Raw genomic sequence first — 18,139 nt, forward strand, 5'->3', positions numbered from 1 at the left:
ACGCCATTTGGAAAAGCCGGGACGTTCAGCTTTCCTCGGACTCTTCATCCCGGAGTCCGTACTTCCTGACCTTCTCCACCAGCGTGGTCCGCCGGATCCGCAGCTTCTCCGCGGCCCGGGCCACCACACCTCCGGCCTCGTCCAGCGCCTGCTGGATCAGCTGCCTCTCAAGGTTGGAGAGATAGTCCTTAAGGTCAATACCATTGACCGGTAACAGGGCCGGCGCGTCCAGGCCGATGAGCCCGGGAATGTTCGACGGCATCCCGGAATCCTCGACCGGGCGGTTTTCATCATAGTCGTCCACATAGCGGAACTTTTTGGGCAACTCCTGCACCCCGATGACCCCGTAGGGATGCATGATCGCCAGGCGTTCCACCAGGTTGGCCAACTCCCGGACATTACCGGGCCAGTCGTGGCGACACAGGCTCATGATCGCTGCGGAGTTCAGTCGCAGTGAGCCGCGTTTTTCTTTCTCCATGCGGGAAATCAGTTCATTGATCAGCAGGGGAATATCTTCGACCCTTTCCCGCAGGGACGGCATCTCGATGGGGAACACATTCAGGCGGTAGTAGAGGTCTTCCCGGAAATCACCGCTTTCAATCATGTCTTCCAGAACTTTGTGGGTTGCCGCAATCACCCGCACATTGGCGGACTGGGTACGATTACTGCCAACCCGCTCGTAGGTGCGCTCCTGCAATACCCGCAGTATCTTCACCTGCATGCTCAGGGGCATATCGCCGATCTCATCGAGGAACAGCGTTCCGCCCTCGGCCAGTTCAAAGCGCCCGACACGAGCGGTAATGGCCCCGGTAAAGGCACCTTTCTCATGCCCGAACAGCTCGCTTTCCAGCAACTCCGCGGGAATGGCGCCGCAGTTGACCGGAACGAACGGTTTGTCACGCCTGGCAGAGTGGTAATGCAGATTGCGGGCGACCACCTCCTTGCCGGTACCTGACTCACCGGTAATCAGCACGCTCACATCCTTGTCAGCCACCTGCTCCATCAGCTGGCGAACAAACTGGACCTTGCGGCTGGTACCCACGAGACTACGGAAAAGCTGCAACCCACGCTGCTGGCCGCGCTCCCGGGAGCGGGCAAACTGGGAACGGTAAATCTGGGCACGGTAAAGCGAGTCCACGAATTTGGTGTAATTCAGGGGCCACTCCAGGCGGGCAATCACCCGGCCGGCATGGTCCTCGGGCAAACCCTTCAGGTCGGGATTTCCCACCATCAGAACGGGCATGCCCTTGCCGGCCTCACACACCGAAGACACGGTTTTCTGGATACCGTCGTCCTCACCATTAATGACGACCACGGAGACTTCGTCCAGAACATCAGGATCGCCACTGGCAAGCAGCGAGCGCGCTTGCTCACCGAAGAGGATGTCTTCCTCGCCAATAAACTCGAGTATTGTGGCAATATCACGCTGTCTTGACTCGTCCTCGCTGAGCACCAGAACCTTGTTATTCTTCAACATCCAAACGAATCTCTTGCGGGGATTTGTGCGGTATTTAAGACTGAAAGAGTGCCCGAGTCAATTTTATGACGCTATTTGGGAGGATTCGAGGAGACATTCTGGTAGGCCTTGGCAGCGCTCCGGTTCTGGTTGACCCCCTTGAGCGCCTGCTGGGCTTCAGCCTTGGCCTCTTTTGCCGAAATATTGGCACGGTCGCAAAAAGTCTGCAGGGTTGCCAACCTCTCCCGGACTGGTTCCGGCCTCAGCTCCCCGGCCTCCAGAGCCGTCATCACCGGCTCGATGGTCGGTTTGACCTTTTCGTTGAGTCGCGACAGCTCTTCCCAGTTCTTTTCTGCAAGGGCTGTCTTCAGACGCTCTACCAGGGTATCCACTGCTCTGAGTTGCTCTGGCACCGACATGAGTGCATCTCCGTTCTCGTAGAATAGCCCGGGCAATGGCCGGGGATCATAGCCAGCCCCGGCAATGGCTGACGTCAGCGCCTGGCCGCCCTGCGGGCTGCAGACGCCGAAAACTCGTTGCCACGGAAACCGGGACTGAAGTCGTAGGCCTGGAAACCATCATCCAGCCCATCGATATAGTAACGCTGCGCTTTGAGATCGTACGTCATCTCCATGGTAGTCCAGAATACAGGCTCACCGTAATAGCTGATGTTGTGCGCCTCGGATACGCGCCAGAGCTCGCCGGCACTGTCGTATTCCTCACTGGCCAGAATCTGCCAGCTGTCCTCGTCCACGTAGAACACTCTGCGGGAATAGATGTGGCTGATGCCGGTACGCAGCCGCGCCTCTACAACCCATACCCGATGCAGCTCGTAGCGGGCAAGTTGCTGATTGATGTGTTGCGGCCGGATAACGTCGTCAGGTTCAACCTCTTCATCGTGAAGCTTGTAGGCATTATAGGGCACATACATTTCACGTTTACCATTCAGCTCCCAGTCATACTGGTTCGGCGCACCGTTGTACATGTCTTTCTGATCAACAGATCTGAGCGATGAAGAATTGGGCAGATCCGTTTCATAGGCCAGGTTGGGGGATCTGCGCAGGCGTCGCGTACCGGAATCATAGCGCCAGGCCAGCCGCGGCGAACGGATCTGGTCGAGAGTCTCGTGAACCAGAGTGATGGTGCCCGCCAGGTTGGAAGGCGCTATGGTGTCGGTTTTCAGGTAAAAGATCTTGTTGTCAATATCTGCAAGATCGGCACCCCTGCGGCTGTACGCAAAGAAATAGTCGTACTCGTTCACAACCTGGTTGTAGGACCCGTTCACCTGAGGAGTCGCGGATGAACTGCGGAACGAAAGCTCCTCCCCCCGGTAACGCAGGATATGGTTCCAGATCACCTGGAGGCCATTCTCCGGAATCGGGAAGGGGCTGGTCATGATAGCGTCCCTCACGCCATTACCGTTGCTCAGAAGCTCGGCACTGAGGGCATTATCGCGGGACTCTTCATAAACATCCTGCGGGAAAGCTGCTGTGCGGCGCGTCTGGTAAACGGGCATCACAAATTCCGGACCATACTGCTTCAGCATCCGGATGTGCCCGTCCGTCAGCCTGTCACGATAAAGATCCAGGTTGTCAGCCGTTATCACGAACAAGGGTTCATCTTCCGGAAAGGGATTCACCTCGATCTGTCCCGGGCCCCAGTCAGCCGGCGGCGTTTCCAGCCCACCGGTCCACGCCGGAATGGTGCCGGAGCTGTTACCCGCCCGCTCCGCCCCTATTGGGGTAAGCTCATTGCCCAACCGTTCGGCCTCGGCCTCACTGACCTTCGCACACACGCCAGCTGAAAATCCGAGCACTGCCACTGCAAAACCTGCGACCCAATGGCTACGCATTCCCTTCCCTCTCCACTGAAACCACCTCCACGGAAACTGATCCGGATGCCTGGCCATTACGATCCCCGGTCAACGGGCATCAACAGCCAAGCGATCAGATGTCACCCAAAATGCTGCGCCTTTTTGCCAAATTCAAACGACCGTTTCAAGCAAATCTTTGTAGTTTCTTGTCAGTGACTCACCGCTCAAGGGGAGGGAAGAAATTTACATCCGGAAATGTTATAATTGTCGATTAATTCATCGCGCGACATAGACTCCGCCGACAGGTACCTCAATGGCGTCACCATGGCATTCACTGGTTTCCCAGAAGATCTTTCTTGCCAGAACCCTGCTGGGCCAACTGGATGAGAGCGATCATCGGCCCGTGCGTGAAGCGCTAAGCCAGGGAGCGATTGAACTTGCCTTAAGGGCGAGGAAGCTGATTCTGGTGATGATCGCCAGGATGTACCAGCAAAAGCAGGACCAACCCGAAAACCTGACTGCTTTGACGGACCTGCTCGGGGAGGACCTTCCGGAGATAGCACAGCTTAGCCGGCTGGCCAGTGAGGGCCAGAGCTGGTGGAACCATCTTGAGCAACTGGAGCGGCATCAGGGGAACCCGCCGGTGGCCAAGAAAACCGTGAGTGATGAGAACGTGATCGCGGTCTCTGCGGATCCCGGACCGGACCGGTCGGCAGAGGCACTCGAGCGAACCCTGAGCGCGATGAAACACTTTACCGATACCCTTGAGGAACGCCATAGCGAGTGTTAATACCACGGCGTACCGACACCAGGGAACGAACTGAAAGGCTAACTGAATGTCACCCTCTTTTTTTGAGATTGTACAACTGAGCAATGGCGATTACGCACTTCGCCGAATCGACGATGACAGTGCGCCACTGGTAAAAATATCGTTCTCGGACGAAGCCAGAGAAATGATGCAGGACCGGGACATGAACGTGGCCAAAGCCATGATTGCCGCCGGCATAGAGGCCGCTGGAGATGTGAGCCACGACATTGACTGGGAAGAGGAAGAACCAGACGCCCATCAAAGCCGGCCTTCCTATACTCTTCACTGATCCGGGCCCTTCACGAACCCCGTAATTCCACTCGTCTGGACATTTTACAGATATGGGCGTTTTGCAGCCATCAGCGCTGGCGCAGCACCACACCGTGGCTGTTGCCCAGGGCTGAGGCCTGCTCCAGCGACGTTCGCGCTTCACGCCCAAGCCTGTTTGTCCACATCACCACCGCATGACAGGTGCCCGCACTCAGCGCCCGCTCGGCCAGCTGGCGAGCCGGATAGTCCGCGGTGGACCGCAAAACCAGCAATTCACCCGCGACTATCCCCCGCATGGTCTGCCACTTACTGACCAGGCTCTGGGGTGGATCGATCCAGGCCAGCCAGCGCTTTTCCTGATTCAGCTGGGTCAACATCGGCAGCAGCAACTGGAAATTTTCCACCTGCCCTTCAGGCAGGATGATTTCGGTTACATTGCCTGTCGAGGGTGCCGGACGCATCCGGGTGGTCGGCGTTTTGTCCGCCTCATCATGGCTGCTTAATCCGGCAGCCTCCGGGCCGACGAATCTGCTGCCCCCGTGAGCGTATGCCAGGTTCTGATTAAAGCTGAGTTGTTCCATGATAAGCCTCATCTGCCTATGAGCTGCGCCTTGCAGTGATTGACACGCTGCGGGCGCTGCCTGAAATGTCCAATTACCCAGGGGATCAGTGAAGATCCGAGCGACGGATAACCCCTACCCCCAGACCTTCAATAAACAGTTCCTGTTCTGCCAGGTCCACCTCAATCGGTGCGAATTCCTCGTTCTCCGCAACCAGATAGACCTTCGAGCCCTCCTTGCGGAAGCGCTTTACAGTCACCTCTTCGCCAACCCTGGCCACCACAATCTGGCCATTGTGTACATCGCTGGTCCGATGCACCGCCAGCAGATCGCCATCCAGAATACCTATGTCCTTCATGCTCATACCACGCACACGCAACAGGTAATCGGCTGATGGCGAGAAGAATTCCGGTCGCAGGGTGCAGTGATCTTCAATGTGCTCCTGGGCAAGAATCGGGCTGCCGGCAGCTACCTGACCTATGACCGGCAGGCCCGGGTCCGCCTCGACTTCCGGCAGGCGTATACCGCGGCTGGCACCGGGAACCATCTCGATGGCTCCTTTTCTTGCCAACGCCCTGAGGTGTTCTTCCGCCGCATTGGCTGAACGGAAGCCCAGTTCCGCAGCAATTTCCGCGCGGGTAGGCGGATATCCGGTCTCGTCGACATAGCGACGGATGATCTCCAATACCTGTGTCTGCCTTGCTGTCAGCTTCATGAGTCTTTGGCCCCGGTTGGTCCTGTTTTTATATACAGTGATTTGACTATATACAGTGTTTTATCCAGTGTAAAGGCGCAGTCGGGAATTTTTCATGACACCGGCTCATTGGACCGGCGAGCGGCTCTCCAGGTCAATATGACTGTGTTAAGGTAACGTTTATCCTTTGTGGAGACGTGTGAATGAGCAACAGATGCAGTATGCCGGACATCATGAAAACCGATGACGGAAAGGAACGGAAGGTTGGTGTCGAGATAGAGCTGTCCGGTCTGGGATACCAGGACCTTGTAGCGCTGTCCTCAAAGCTTCTTGGTGGCGAGGCAAAATCTGTTGCGCGTTATGTCTCCGAAATTGAGACGGACGTTGGCACCTTCGCCATCGAACTGGATTCCGATCCCATCAAGGACCTGGACCTTCAGGATCGCAGACTGCCGGAATCGGTCCGAGAATTGGGCGGCCAGGCAATGACGGTGATAGACGCGGCAGCGGAAAAGATCGTGCCCCTGGAAATTGTCAGCCCGCCAATACCGTTCGGCGAGCTGGAGCGCATCGAGACCCTGTGTGACGAGCTGCGCCGCGCCGGCGCCCTTGGCAGTCGCGAAGCGATCTATTACGCGTTCGGATTGCAGCTGAATCCGGAGCTGCCGGATCTGAAGGCCGCAACCCTGGTGCGTTACCTGCAGGCCTTTGCGGCGCTGTATGAATGGCTCAAGGCGCGGCACCAGGTCGACCTGAGCCGCAAGGTAACCAGCTACATCGAGCCCTGGAACAGCACTTACATCGACCTGCTGATTGCCGAGGACTATGATCCGGACATGGATCAACTGATGAAGGACTACCTCCACTACAATCCGACCCGCAACAAGGCCCTGGACCTGCTACCCCTGTTTGCCCACCTCAACAGCGACCTGCTGGCCAGATACGTGAAGGACGAGCGCATCAAGAGCCGGCCCACTCTCCATTATCGCCTGCCGGATTGCGACATTGACAACCCGGCCTGGCACTTCTCCACGGTGTGGAATGACTGGGTGGTACTGGAACAGCTGGTCGCCAACACCGCGGACCTGTCGGCCCTGGTGACCGAATTCCGCAACAGCCGCAAACTGAGCTTTCATAACCTGACCCGCAGCTGGGTCGATACCTCTGGCCAGTGGCTCCGGTCCCGGAACTATGTCTGACACCATCGCGGAAAAGCCGGAACATCCGGGTATCACCATCGGAATCAGCGGCCCGGCCCGGCGCAGCCTGGCGCACCGGCTGATCAGCTTCGCCCTGCGTATGCGGGGAGCCCGCACCCACTTCATTCGACCCGGGGCAAAGGTAGACGTATCGCTGCTGGACGGCCTGGTACTCTCAGGGGGTACCCACGTCCACCCCTCCCGGTACGGGCAGACACCGCAGGTGACCGCCAACTATGATCCCCGCCGGGATGAAACCGATGTGTACCTGCTGTCACGGGCCGAGAACCTGAACATCCCGGTTTTGGGCATTTGCCGCGGCGCGCAGTTTATCAATATTTTCCGTGGCGGATCGCTGTGCCAGAACGTTACGCCGCTGCGAGTAAACACCCGCCACCGCCCGCTGCTGTTACCCATGCAGACCGTTCGCGTCGTCGGCGACAGCCGTCTCGGAGAGGTCATGCGACAGCCCGTTATCGGTGCCAATCGCATCCACAGTCAAACCATCAAGAAGCTGGGCAAAGATCTCCGCGTGGTGGCTCTGGACAATGACCACTTTGTGCAGGCAATTGAGAATACCCGCGGCCAGTGGCTGATGGGGATTCAGTGGCATCCGGAATATCTGCTGTACCACGGCGGCCACCGTCGCATCTTCAAACACTTTGTGCAGGCGGCCGAAGAAAGAAAACTGATCAGGCTGGATGAACCCCTGGCAACCGAAGATGACGGAGACGGTCCGCCTCAGAGCGGCAGATAGCGCTGCAGCACCGCCTTGATTTCCCGTATCTCCCTGGCGTCACCCGGCAGGGCTTGCAAATGCCGGGCAGACCACTCTTTCAGTTGGTCCCTGGTCGTCACATAATGGGGGTCGCTCCCGGTCAGCCTGAGCAGGATGTCGCGCTCGCGGGGAGTCAACCTGACCTGATTATTGTGTAAAAGCATGGAGATCCCACAATGTTGTCAACCGTCCATCGGTACCTGCTGATTCCTGCCGTCCTGGTGACCCTCCCCTTGAGCGTTATCGCCGGGGAAGTCAGCCTGAGCGGCCAGGCCTCGGTAAAGTATACGCCAGACAGCGCAAGGCTGCAGTTTACCGCCCACGCCGAACACAGTCTGCCTGATACAGCCACCCGGCGGGTAAACGAACAGATGGAGCAGTGGCGGGATGGCATCAGGGACTACCGCGACCAGCTGCATGCCTACAGCGATGCCTCTGTTAACCTCTACAGCCGCACTGTACCGGCGCAGGATCGCAGCGAGAAGCCGGAGAGAGTGGCGGTTGCCTCACAAACCGTGAGCTTCACCATCGATGATCTTTCCCTGCTTAATCCGATTCTGGAGCAGGCACAGACACTGGGTATGGATTATAACGTGGGCCCGCACCGGTTTTTCCATTCCAATGAGAGCAGCCTGCGCAAACAGGCACTGGCCGGTGCCATTGCCGATGCCAGGGCGAGATGCGAGTTTGTGGCCAACGAGCTGGATAAGCAGTGCGGCGAGGTGATCAACATCAATATCGACGACGGCCATCAGCCACCCGTTCCTATGATGGCGGAAATGCGCGCCGCCTCTGATACGGTATCCGAGGTGGGCCTCCGGGAACTGACGGCCCGGGTCAGCGCCACCTTTGAACTGGAATGACAGAGAACCGGGATGACCGACCCGGTCAGAAATCCCGGGTATAGAAAATATCCAGGGAGGCTGCCAGGCCGCTGGCGGCCTCCAGGTAGAAATAGCGGCCAAGGTCGTAGCGCAGGGCAACGGTAGTGATCGGCTCGAAGATACCCACCCCGTAGCGAATGCTGAGCTCATCGGTCAGGTAGCCACTGGCTACCACCGCGGACTCGTCGCCACTCCCCTCTGCCTCCAGCGTCAGGTTCTGTATGCCAAGCTCTTCACCCAGACCCTGGGTTACCTTGTTGGCCTGGGTCAGGCCCAGGGAAATCGCCGCCCGGCTCATCTGCCCCTCATCGCTCTGGGTTTGTGGCGCCCGGCCCAGAATCAAATACGACAGGGCGTCAGTCTGGGGCATCTCAGGCTCCGAAAACACTTCCGTCCGCGGCGCACTGACCGGGCCGGTAAGCCGGATCCCAGCCACCACAGTGCCCACCTGCCGGACAGCTTCAATATCCAGGTAGGGCTCGGTCAGCGGCCCCACGAATTGAAGCCTGGCCCGTCGCAAATCCAGCTCCTGGCCATAGGCTTCGTACCGGCCGTTAATCAGTTGCAATGCCCCCCGGGTGTCCATGTCGTTACCGATACGCAGGGTTCCCTCCAGGTTACCGGTCACGCCGAAGCCATTGAAACTGACCTCATCCTCGCCCACCACGACGGTCACATCCATGTTCAGGGAGCGTACCGCTTGCTCTTCCTCCTCCGCTCCCACAATAACCTCGTCCTCCGACACCGAAACGGCCTGAGCAGGCAGTTCACGGATTTCGATCTCGCCACGGGGAACCTCCAGACGCCCTGTTATCGCCAGATCACCGCCGCTGTAGGTGATGGTAATATCCGGCTCCAGCTCCACACGGGCATACGGCTCGTAACTGAACGGTAAACGGTTGCCGGTGACATTAATCTCCATGGAGGGTTCAGATACCCAGTTCAAAGTGCCTTTGAGGTTCCCGGTGCTGCGTTCGTTACTGCGCCAGCGGCCCGACAGATCCGCGGAATACCCGTTCAGGTCCAGGCTGATAACCATCTCCTCCAGCGGAAGCGGAAGCTGTGGATCTGCAATCCGCCCTCCGGTCAGTGCAATTTCACCATTGACTGCCGGCTTCAACAGCGGGCCGGAAAGTGTGCCCTCGCCATTAAGCTCGCCTTCAACCACTTCCAGCCCCGCGAAAACCCCGGCCATGGCAATATCAAGACCCTGAACGCTGAACTGGCCATCCACCTCCCGCTCACTGGCGTTGGGGTCAACGGCCATGGAAACCGAAAGGTCACCCAGCTCGGGCCCCTTCAGCTCAACGTTGAGCTCAGCAATCTCCGGTTGCAGGCCAAGCCTCGTGGTGAAGGTGTCATACGCCAGGGTCTCCCACTCGTCCCGCACCATCACCTCGAATTCGCCGGCACCGGCATCAACCGCCACCTCCCCGTCCGGGCCATTGTCCGTGACCGTCAACCGGACATCGGCGTTGAGAAGCGTATCCCAGCGCAGGGTTTCAGGCATCAGCGGAGATAACGCGGTGGTCGGGAAGTTCTCGATCCGATAGGCAATGTCCTGAGTCGGCAGCAGGGTCTGGTCCCCGGCGCACACCGAGGCCTGTTGCCAACGCCAGCAGTGGCTGCCGAAGGTCAGCCTGCCGGTGCTGGCGTACTCCAGCGCCGCCGGCTCCGCCAGAATCCATTGCTGATCCTGCTCCGGCACCTCAATGCGACCCTGTTGCAACGCGCCCTGCCAGGCGTTCCAGTCGGCCGGCGCGTCGCCGGTAAAGACCAACGCCACCTCGGCCGCCTCGTGAAGGGCATTGACCTGCAGCCGGTGGTTGTCCCGGGTACCCGATAACCCCAGCGTCAAGGACTGCAATAACTGCTCGCCGTAACGGAGTTCACTGGCCTTCACATCGCCGCTCACGCTGAACCCTTCACCAAGGGAAGCCTCAACGTCCAGGCTGGCCAGGCTCAGCTCGTCCTGCCACGCCAGGCCGGAGCCGGATACCGTCGCTCTGCCCTGTGGCCGCTCCGGCGTCCCGGAGATCGAGGCTGTCCCGCTCAGCGAGCCGGCAAGGCCTGGCAGGAAGGTTTCCGGGGAAGGCACATCCAGTGCCAGACTGCCCGTAATCTCGTTACCCCACTGGCCGTCACCGGTGATGCGATTGTCGCCTACTTCCAGCTGCAGTCCGGACACATCCCAGACCCCCGCATCGCTGTTCAGGGCCCCGCCAATGAGAGCATCGTGGCTTTGCCAGGTGCCGGACAGGTCCCACTGGGCCTCTAGCGAGAGGGTGCCGCTGTCCGCCAATTGGCCATCGGTGGTGATACCACCATTGAGGCTGGCCTCCAGCGCCGGCAGCCAGTATCCAGGGTTAAAGCTGTCGAGCTCCAGACTTGCATCCCACGCCAGCGGGCCGGCAAAGGCAACGCTGCCCTCGCCACCAAGGAAACCTGCCCCGGTATTCACGCGCAGACGGCTGACATCCACGGACCCCATATCACCATCCAGCTCCGCGGCCAGATCAGCCTCACCGAGGGGCCCACTCACGCTGGCTTCAACACTCGCCTGATACGCGCCGGACTGATAGCGGACCTCGCCATTCAGTTGCCGCAAGGCAACAGGCGGCTGCTCGAAGTCCGGTATCAGGGTGTACCAGGGGAATGCCTCCATCGTTATCCGGGCATCCGCAAGGAACGCCTGCTGCCAGTCCAGGCTTCCGGTCACCGAGGCCTGTCCGGGCTCCGCATCGCCAATTCCCGGGCCCGACAATGAAAGGTCAAGATCCTCAACGCCGGCCGTTGTGGCCAGGCCTTTCAGTGACACTGCAATATCGCCGGCGGTGCCGGGTAACGAAGCCCTGGAATCGGAACGGAAACCGTCTTCAAGACTGCCCTTCAAAGTGACGACCGTGTTCTCCAGCACCAGGGTATCCGGCAGACCTTCGGCAGGAACAAAGCGGGGGGCCTCAACCGTTAACTGGGCGGGAAGCTCGCTATCAAGGGCTGCGACACGGCCGGCCAGCGTAGCCTCCAGGTAACCGGTGCTTTCACCCCGCACGCCCAGGTCCGCCGCGCTTCCGGTCAGGTTGAGCGCCAGCCGCCACTTCGTGCCGTAGGGGGGCGGCAGGCTGATACCCACATCCAGGTCCAGGGGCCAGTCGCCCCGGGTCTCGACCCGCCCCGACCCGTCAATTTCAATAGCGTCCCGAACGAAGCTCAGGTTTTGCAGGTGCCAGTCCGCTCCGGAACCCTCAGCTCGCAATTCCAGCGTGTCCCAGACCTTGCCGTCGTTCAGGGTGAAGGTGCCAAGGCTCACCTCCCTGATGGCCAGAGCAATCGGGATGTCAACGTCCGGGAGGCTGATGTCACCGCGCTCATCCTGCTGCTCCGCCGAGGGTTGCAGCGTCAGATCTATGGTTTCCGCCCGCAGGGTTTCAAGACAAATCTGCTTGCTGAACAGGCAGGTCGGCGACCAGTCAACAACAGGCGCCGATACCTCAAGCCCCACTCCGTAACCCTGCCACGTCAGCGCCTGTGCCTGCCATTGACCCAGCACGGACCCCTGCCCCTGCTCCACACTGAGACCGGGAATCTGCTCGATCACCCACGCCGTGCCCGTCTCCGAACGCAAAGCCAGAAGCAGCACCCCTACCAACAGCAGGGGAAGCAGAACGATAACGGCCAGCGCTATCAGCAGGCCATTCCTCAGACGGTGTGACTTGTGGGTTTTTTCCGCTGCGGCTTCGGTCATAGCTCCGGCCCCATGGAGAAGTGAATGCGCCATTCCCCGCCAAACTCGGAATCCAGCCCCTTGGCGACGTCCAGGCGCAAGGGCCCCACCGGGCTGATCCAGCGGATGCCAAGGCCAACGCCGGTCGCCAAAGGGTCGGCCAGTTCATCAATGGCATTGCCTTCATCAACGAACGCGGCAGCACGCCAGTTATCCGCAAACTGGTACTGATACTCGGCACTGCCCACCATCAGGAAGCGTCCACCCACGGCAATGTCCTCATCGTCCCGCGGCGACAGGGTTTCATAGCCATAACCGCGGACACTCTGGTCACCACCGGCGAAAAAGCGCAACGACGGTGGCACATCGGAAAACTGGTTGGTTGCGACCCCCCCGAAATGGAAACGGGCCAGAAACCGGTGGTTATTGGCCAGGGTATACAGCCCCTTGACGAGGACATTGGCATGGAAAATGTCGACGTTGGACAGCGCCGCGCGATGTGATCCCGTCATATCAAACTGGATCCGGTAGCCCCTGGACGGATCCAGGGGTGAATCGGCATGCAGCTTGGAATACCCCAGTCCGGGCAGCAACAGGCTGCTCTGTTCGGTCTCATCGTTACCGATGCGGAAGCGCTCCCCTTCCCACCGGATAGACGCCACCTGCTGCCAGCCGTCGTCCAGCTGATGTTTCCACTGCTGGCCTATGGTCAGCAGTTCCGACTCGATATCCTCTATTTCTTCGCGCTGATAACCGGCAGACAGACGAATGGAGTCGGTCATGGGCGGGTCCAGGGGCAATTCGTACCAGGTGGTCAGGTTCTGGCGCGGAGCCGAGAGCTCAGTCTCGACGCCACGGCGATGGCCCATGGGATTAACCCAGTGTTCCCGCCAGTTGGCCCGTAAGCGTGGACCCACGTCGGTGGAAAAACCAACACCCGCCGCCACCGATCGCGGTGGACGAGTAGTCAGTCCCACCTCCACCGGAATAACACCGTCTTCGGCGCTGCCAGGAGACGCATCGACATCCACTCCGGAAAAATAACCGCTGTTGGACAGGTCGCTGCTCAATCTCGCAATCTTATCGGCGTGAAAGGTTTCACCGGGTTCAAAACGCACATACTGGTGTAGTAACTGCTCCTCGAATCCATGGCCCTCGTTAAAACTGACCTCTCCCAGCCGGTATCGTTCACCACTCTGATAAACCAGGGTGATATCCGCCACCCGTTTTTCAGGGTCCACTTCCAGCTTGCGGGTGGTGAATCTGCCGTCAAAATACCCCAGCCGACTGGCCCGATTCTGTATCGTCTGGCGCAGGGAGCTGTACTCGCCATGATTCAGCACATCGCCCTCTGCCGGTTTCTCGGGCAGCGAAACCGTAAATTCAGCGTCCTCCCTGGCGGGGCTTTCAATCTCCACCTTACGGGAGCGGACACGCACCGGCTCCCCCGGCTCAACGGTGAGAACCAGCCGTGCCGGCTCCTCTCCCTCACCCGACGGCTCGATGATGTCCCACTTTATAACCGGGCTGTAGTAACCGAGGGCGCGCAGGGCGTCCTCAACCTGCGCTTCGGCGGTGTCCGCATAGCGCCTCAGGCTATTGGCGCTGCGGCCTTCAACCTCGCCAATAAACGCCTCGGCGTTATCCTGTAACTGGGGGAAGTCACCTTCCACCTTTACTTCAACCTGCTGGGCTTGCGACATCGCGGGCAAGGCCCAAGCAAGCAAACAGACAATCAGGAATCGGGGGTTAGGACTACATCGAAAGTGGAGAAGCATCCAGCGGCATTACTTCAGTCAGAGTGGGTTTAGGAAGCGCATCATTAAACCGAGTGTAGCCGGTAGTAGTGGGTTTAATCCATCGGAAGAAGATTACCCGGCGAGTCGTCGGCGGCGCCGAAATAAGCTAACCTGTTTGAAAGCGCCGTAAAATCAGGCAAGTGCAACACGTTTCCACCGCAGACTCCATCACCGCAGTCCTGGATCAATGAATGCTGAAGATTAACCGAGAAAACCTGAAAACCAGCCACCAACTCATCTGGTTCGTCATAGACTTCCTGATGCTCGGCCTGCTCATCATCAACCTGGCCTTCATCATCTTTGACTCCATCTACAACTTCGTTGCCATCCAGGACCTGCTGGCCGAAAACGCCCCGGTCATCAAGGAGATTTACCACCCCATCCACCAGAACTTCATCTTCTACGACCTCATATTCGTCAGCATCTTCCTGACCGAGTTCGTCATACGCTGGGGCTACTCTATCAAGGCGAAGGTCTATGACCGCTGGTACTTCTACCCGTTCATCCACTGGTACGACATCGTTGGCTGTATCCCCGTCGGCACATTCCGCTTTCTGCGGATACTGCGGGTGATCTCCATTGTCTACCGCTTGCACCAGTACAAGGTCATCGATGTCACCCAGACGAAGACCTTCAAGTTCTTCAACTTCTATTACGAAGCCTTCATGGAAGAACTCTCCGATCGCATCGTCATCAAGGTGCTCTCAGGCGCACAGGATGAAATCCGCCAGGGGTCACCGTTGTTCGATCGCATCCAGAACGAGATTCTCTACCCCAGGCGGGACATGCTTTCCGAGTGGATGTCAAAACGCGTGGCAGAAGCGGCCCAGGAGGGTTATATACCCAATCGCGGCGCCCTGCGAAGTTATCTGGAGACCCGCGTGGACAACGCCCTCAAGCAGAATATGGAACTGTCGCGGCTGAAATATCTGCCGGTGGTCGGGCCCACCATTCAGGAAACCCTGGAAGAAGCCGTGGGCGACATTGTTGCGAACGTCATCCACCAGATCCTGGAAGACCTGGCCTCCGCATCCAACCACGCCTTTATCGAAGACATCGTCAATGTCTTCCTGCCCACGCCGGATGAAAACCATCAGGAAGAGGCGCCCAACGAAGCCCTCATTAACCTGATTATCGAAATACTGGATGCCGTCAAGACCCAGGTCAATGTCAAGCACTGGCGCTCTGAATTGACCTGATCACGGCGAGAAAGCATGAACGAGGACACCATGAGCCCACTGCATTACCGCGGCGCCAGCGCACTGGTCAGCGACCTCAAGGGCGGCAAGCTGACCAGCGTGGAGGCGACCCGCGCCTTTCTCGACAGGATCCGCCAGCACAACCACGCCATCAACGCTGTGGTAACACTGGACGAAGAGAACGCCCTGGCACAGGCCAGAAAGGCGGACGAGGCCCTGGCCAGGGGTGAACCTTTGGGCGCGCTCCACGGCCTGCCGCTGACCCTGAAAGATACCTGGGAAGTGGCCGGCATGACCTGCACCTCCGGTGCGTCCGCATTGCGAAACCATATTCCGCACAGGCACGCGGATGTGGTCCAGCGCCTGGAAAACGCCGGCGCCATCATTCTGGGAAAAACCAACGTTCCCACCTACACCTCTGATCTGCAAAGCTACAACAGACTCTTTGGCACCACCAATAACCCTCACAATGGGACACATACGCCGGGCGGCTCTTCAGGCGGCGCTGCCGCGGCCCTGGCAGCGGGCATGACGCCGCTGGAGGTGGGCAGCGACCTCGGCGGCTCCATTCGAACACCCGCTCACTTCTGCGGCGTTTTCGGCCATAAGCCGTCCCGGGCCCTGGTCTCGTTGCGGGGCCATATTCCCGGACCTCCGGGCACCGAATCCCGGCCCGACCTCGCGGAGGCCGGCCCGCTGGCCCGCTCGGCGCAGGACCTCGAACTGCTGCTGGGCGTTATTGCCGGCCCGGCGGAGCGGGAACGCCACAGCTGGCAACTTGCCATGGCGCCAGCAATTATCGACTCTCTGGAACAGGCCCGGGTGGGACTGTGGTTAAAAGACCCGCTGTGCCCGGTCGACGGGGAACTGGTGAACAGCTACCAGCAACTGGGGCGCGATCTGGAGAACCGGGGTGCGCTGGTGGCACAGGCACGCCATAGCCTGTTGAATCTGGAACATATCCTGCCGCCCTATTTCAACCTGATGGGCAGCCTGGTCGGTACCGCCCTGAAGCCGTCCCAGCGCCGGAGAATGAGATGGATCGCCCGGCTGGAGAGATGGCTGCACCTGTTCGGGCCGGTGACCGCCCATATCGGCGAATACGGCCGTGGCGTGAATCAACCGGTCTATCAGTGGATGGCATGGAGCGAAACCAGAGAAAAAATGCGGGCGGAAATCACCGCCCTGTTCGATGAGTTCGATGTCCTGCTGACACCGGTTACGCCCACCACGGCCATCCGTCACGACCACAGCCAGCCGGTTTTCAAGCGCCAGATCACCGTGGCCGGGCAGCCCAGGCCCTATATGGACCAGTTCTGCTGGATCGCCCTGGCCACCCTCCTCGGCCTGCCGGCCACCTCGGTGCCTGTTGGCAAAACAAGGGCCGGACTGCCATTCAATGTGCAGGTGATCGGCGCACCGGGCATGGACCTGACCACGCTCCGGTTCGCGCAATTACTGGAGGCCGAGGGACTCGCCGGCTTCCAGTCTCCGGGCGACACCCTGCATCAGACAGGCACCGGCTAGGGTATTTGTCGCACTATTTGTTGCACTATAGTGGGCGTGCTATGTTCAAGAGAGTTGGCCTGTGGGGCACGCATCGACCGGTTCGACGCTTAGGCGAGTGAATCGCCGGCATCGTTGGCTCTCATGGAGGACGCAGCAATGGCGAAGAAAAACATATTCGTGATGGCCATGGATGACTTTCACCAGGCCATGCTTGAGAGGCTGCAGGGCAGCGAGGAGATGGCCTTCCATCCGCTGCTGGACATGGAAACAGCGGTGAACACCACCGACTATGAGATGGCTGAGCTGCTGCATCGCGCCCGGCGGACGCTGAAGGATTTTTCCGGGACCGTGGATGCCATCGTCGGCTATTGGGACTTTCCCACATTAAGCCTGCTGCCTGTCCTGCGGCGGGAATGGGACTTGCCGGGTCCTACCCTGGAAGCCGCCTTGCGCTGCGAGCACAAGTACTGGGCACGCGTGGAGGAGGCGCAGGTGGCGCCGCGACAGACGCCCCGTTTCTCCAGCGTGAACCCGTTCGACGAGAACGTAATGGACCAGCCGCCTCTGCCCTACCCTTTCTGGATCAAGCCCGTGCGGGCGCATTCCTCGCAACTGGGTTTTCATGTCGATAACCAGCAGGATTTCGAACACGCCATTGAGCAGACCCGTGATCGCATCCAGCTGTTTGCCAGGCCCTTCAACTATATTCTCGGGATGGCCGAGCTTCCGCAGGAAATCGCAGCCGTTGACGGCTGGCACTGCATTGCCGAGGAAATCGTCTCCGCGGGACGGCAATGCACCCTGGAAGGCTATGTGCTCAACGGAAAAATGGACATCTACGGGGTGGTGGACTCATTGCGCGAGGGCGCAGTTGGGTCCTCCTTCTCCCGTTATCAGTACCCTTCCGATCTTCCGGCTTCGATTCAGGAGATCATGATTGAGGACTGCCGACGCTTTGTTGAGCGCACGGGCTTTGACAATTCCCCGTTCAATATCGAGTTTTTCTACAACGAAGAAGACGGCTCCATATGGATGCTGGAAGTGAATCCCCGCTGCTCCAAATCCCACAGTCCGCTCTTTGAAATGGTCGACGGAAGCTCCAATCTCCAGGCCATGGTGGACGTGGCGCTGGGCCACAGGCCTGCGTTTCCGCCGGAAGGTGGCAGATACCGTTGTGCCGCCAAGATCATGCTGCGCGAACACCAGAATGGCGTGGTCGAGCGGGTACCCGGTGCGGATGAGGTTCGCGCCATAGAAGACGACTTTCCCGGGTGCCATATCCAGGTGGAGGCGGAACAGGGCTGCAGACTCAGTGACATGCTCCACCAGGACAGCTACAGCTTCGAGTATGCCGTGCTGTTTGTGGGCGGCGACAGCGTGGAAGAAATCGATCATAAAGCCGATCAGATCAAGGCCCGACTGGATTTCCGGTTCACCCGCTGAAAA

Annotated in this window: 16 protein-coding genes; 8 read left to right on the plus strand and 8 right to left on the minus strand. The window is 59.2% G+C overall.

Translation table 11 applies throughout. From position 1 onward, the window contains the following. Positions 1-25 precede the first annotated feature (25 nt). The 3 genes from DIT71_RS11035 to DIT71_RS11045 all read right to left on the minus strand — a co-directional run bounded on the left by DIT71_RS11035 (position 26) and on the right by DIT71_RS11045 (position 3,308). Positions 26-1,477 (minus strand): sigma-54 dependent transcriptional regulator, encoded by a 1,452-nt coding sequence (locus DIT71_RS11035; protein ID WP_114613254.1) that lies wholly within the window; start codon positions 1,475-1,477, stop codon positions 26-28. Positions 1,478-1,548: 71 nt separating this feature from the next. Beyond that, a complete protein-coding gene (locus tag DIT71_RS11040) occupies positions 1,549-1,875 on the minus strand; it encodes an SOS cell division inhibitor (RefSeq protein ID WP_114613255.1) in 327 nt (108 codons plus the stop codon). A 74-nt stretch (positions 1,876-1,949) separates the two neighbouring features. Continuing rightward, a complete protein-coding gene (locus DIT71_RS11045) occupies positions 1,950-3,308 on the minus strand; it encodes a DUF1329 domain-containing protein (protein ID WP_114613256.1) in 1,359 nt (452 codons plus the stop codon). A 274-nt stretch (positions 3,309-3,582) separates the two neighbouring features. Between DIT71_RS11045 and DIT71_RS11050 the strand changes: the two genes are divergently transcribed. After that, positions 3,583-4,059 (plus strand): DUF6586 family protein, encoded by a 477-nt coding sequence (locus DIT71_RS11050; protein WP_114613257.1) that lies wholly within the window; start codon positions 3,583-3,585, stop codon positions 4,057-4,059. Between the two features lie 46 nt (positions 4,060-4,105). Continuing rightward, positions 4,106-4,366: a hypothetical protein gene (locus tag DIT71_RS11055; RefSeq protein ID WP_114613258.1), complete on the plus strand. Its 261-nt coding sequence runs from the start codon at positions 4,106-4,108 to the stop codon at positions 4,364-4,366. 70 nt (positions 4,367-4,436) lie between these two features. On the opposite strand, the gene DIT71_RS11060 is transcribed toward DIT71_RS11055, so the two are convergent. Next, the gene (locus DIT71_RS11060) at positions 4,437-4,928 is read right to left on the minus strand and encodes a cell division inhibitor SulA (protein WP_114613340.1); all 492 of its coding nucleotides are present in this window, start codon (positions 4,926-4,928) and stop codon (positions 4,437-4,439) included. Positions 4,929-5,013: 85 nt separating this feature from the next. Then, positions 5,014-5,622, minus strand: coding sequence for a transcriptional repressor LexA (gene lexA / locus DIT71_RS11065; protein WP_114613259.1), 609 nt, complete (start codon positions 5,620-5,622; stop codon positions 5,014-5,016). Positions 5,623-5,804: 182 nt separating this feature from the next. Between lexA and DIT71_RS11070 the strand changes: the two genes are divergently transcribed. Beyond that, a complete protein-coding gene (locus DIT71_RS11070; protein ID WP_114613260.1) occupies positions 5,805-6,800 on the plus strand; it encodes an amidoligase family protein in 996 nt (331 codons plus the stop codon). After that, complete coding sequence (locus tag DIT71_RS11075) at positions 6,793-7,557, plus strand: gamma-glutamyl-gamma-aminobutyrate hydrolase family protein (protein WP_114613261.1); 765 nt, start codon at positions 6,793-6,795, stop codon at positions 7,555-7,557. Before DIT71_RS11070 ends, DIT71_RS11075 begins: the two co-directional genes overlap by 8 nt. Here DIT71_RS11075 and DIT71_RS11080 read toward each other — a convergent pair. After that, entirely contained in the window at positions 7,542-7,742 is a 201-nt protein-coding gene (locus DIT71_RS11080) for a hypothetical protein (protein WP_114613262.1), read from the minus strand. The two genes, DIT71_RS11075 and DIT71_RS11080, sit on opposite strands and share 16 nt — an antisense overlap. A gap of 12 nt (positions 7,743-7,754) precedes the next feature. On the opposite strand from DIT71_RS11080, the gene DIT71_RS11085 reads away from it, so the two are divergent. Then, the gene (locus DIT71_RS11085; RefSeq protein ID WP_114613263.1) at positions 7,755-8,441 is read left to right on the plus strand and encodes an SIMPL domain-containing protein; all 687 of its coding nucleotides are present in this window, start codon (positions 7,755-7,757) and stop codon (positions 8,439-8,441) included. A 25-nt stretch (positions 8,442-8,466) separates the two neighbouring features. On the opposite strand, the gene DIT71_RS11090 is transcribed toward DIT71_RS11085, so the two are convergent. Together DIT71_RS11090 and DIT71_RS11095 are read right to left on the minus strand one after the other, a co-directional pair. After that, positions 8,467-12,207, minus strand: a complete 3,741-nt coding sequence (locus tag DIT71_RS11090; RefSeq protein WP_227538064.1) for a translocation/assembly module TamB domain-containing protein — start codon at positions 12,205-12,207, stop codon at positions 8,467-8,469. Next, the gene (locus tag DIT71_RS11095) at positions 12,204-13,889 is read right to left on the minus strand and encodes an autotransporter assembly complex protein TamA (protein ID WP_227538065.1); all 1,686 of its coding nucleotides are present in this window, start codon (positions 13,887-13,889) and stop codon (positions 12,204-12,206) included. The genes DIT71_RS11090 and DIT71_RS11095 overlap by 4 nt, the downstream gene beginning before the upstream one ends. A 287-nt stretch (positions 13,890-14,176) precedes the next feature. Between DIT71_RS11095 and DIT71_RS11100 the strand changes: the two genes are divergently transcribed. The 3 genes from DIT71_RS11100 (at position 14,177) to DIT71_RS11110 (ending at position 18,136) form a co-directional block, all read left to right on the plus strand. Next, positions 14,177-15,184: a hypothetical protein gene (locus DIT71_RS11100; protein WP_114613264.1), complete on the plus strand. Its 1,008-nt coding sequence runs from the start codon at positions 14,177-14,179 to the stop codon at positions 15,182-15,184. A gap of 15 nt (positions 15,185-15,199) precedes the next feature. Further along, a complete protein-coding gene (locus DIT71_RS11105; protein WP_227538066.1) occupies positions 15,200-16,711 on the plus strand; it encodes an amidase in 1,512 nt (503 codons plus the stop codon). Between the two features lie 138 nt (positions 16,712-16,849). After that, entirely contained in the window at positions 16,850-18,136 is a 1,287-nt protein-coding gene (locus DIT71_RS11110; RefSeq protein ID WP_114613265.1) for an ATP-grasp domain-containing protein, read from the plus strand. The last annotated feature ends 3 nt before the right edge of the window (positions 18,137-18,139 follow it).

It is taken from the genome of Marinobacter vulgaris (assembly GCF_003344045.1).
Taxonomy (GTDB): domain Bacteria; phylum Pseudomonadota; class Gammaproteobacteria; order Pseudomonadales; family Oleiphilaceae; genus Marinobacter; species Marinobacter vulgaris.